The organism is Roseateles sp. P5_B10, from assembly GCF_056400485.1.
Window position 1 is genome coordinate 1 of sequence record NZ_JBFULE010001326.1, and the last position, 930, is coordinate 930.

Sequence of the window (930 nt, forward strand, 5' to 3'; positions counted from 1 at the left end):
GGGTCTCCATGAAGAGCCCTGCCACGCCGACGCCCACACCAGCCCGGGCCAGCACGGGCACCATCTCGCGGGCGCCGCCGCTCGAGCCACCCAGGCCACCGGGCTTCTGCACCGAGTGGGTGACGTCGAAGACCACGGGGGCGCCGGTGTTGCGCATTTCGGCCAGGCTGGTCATGTCGGCGACCAGGTTGTTGTAGCCAAAACTGACGCCGCGCTCGCAGGCGAGGAAGAGGTCTTCGGACAGGCCCACCTCGCGCGCGGCGGCGCGGGCCTTGTCGATGACGTTCTTCATGTCCCAGGGCGCGAGGAACTGGCCCTTCTTGATGTTGACCGGCTTGCCACTTTGCGCGACCGCGCGGATGAAATCCGTCTGGCGGCACAGGAACGCCGGGGTCTGCAACACGTCCACCACGCTGGCGACCTCGGCCACCTGCGAGGCATCGTGCACGTCGGTCAGCACCGGCAGGCCGGTCTGGCGGCGYACCTCGTCGAGGATCTTCAGGCCGGCTTCCATGCCGACACCGCGCTTGGTGGTGCCGGACGACCGGTTCGCCTTGTCGAACGAGCCCTTGTAGATCAGCGGAATGCCGAGGGCCGTGCACGCCTCTTTCAACAGGCCGGCGACGTCGAGCGACATCTGCAGGCCCTCGATCGAGCAGGTCCCGGCGATCAGGAAGAAAGGCTTGTCGATGCCGACATCGAATCCACAGAGCTTCATAGGTCAGGCCTTCTGATGGTGTTCCAGCGCAGCCTTGATGAAGGCCGTGAACAGCGGGTGGCCGCCCCAGGGCGTGGACTTGAATTCGGGGTGGAACTGCACGCCCACGAACCAGGGGTGCACCTCGCGCGGCAGCTCGACCATCTCGGTCAGCTTCTCGCGCTGGGTGATGGCCGAGATGACGAGGCCGGCCTTCTGCAGGCGGTCGAGGT

2 protein-coding genes are annotated in these 930 nt (G+C 66.7%); both read right to left on the reverse strand.

The window, feature by feature from the left end; translation table 11 throughout:
- The coding region (kdsA, locus tag AC1DU6_RS33065; RefSeq protein ID WP_477862534.1) for a 3-deoxy-8-phosphooctulonate synthase at positions 1-718 on the reverse strand (718 nt) is incomplete at its 3' end.
- Positions 719-721: 3 nt separating this feature from the next.
- On the reverse strand, positions 722-930 hold a 209-nt coding region (locus AC1DU6_RS33070; RefSeq protein WP_477862536.1), incomplete at its 5' end, for a glutamine amidotransferase-related protein.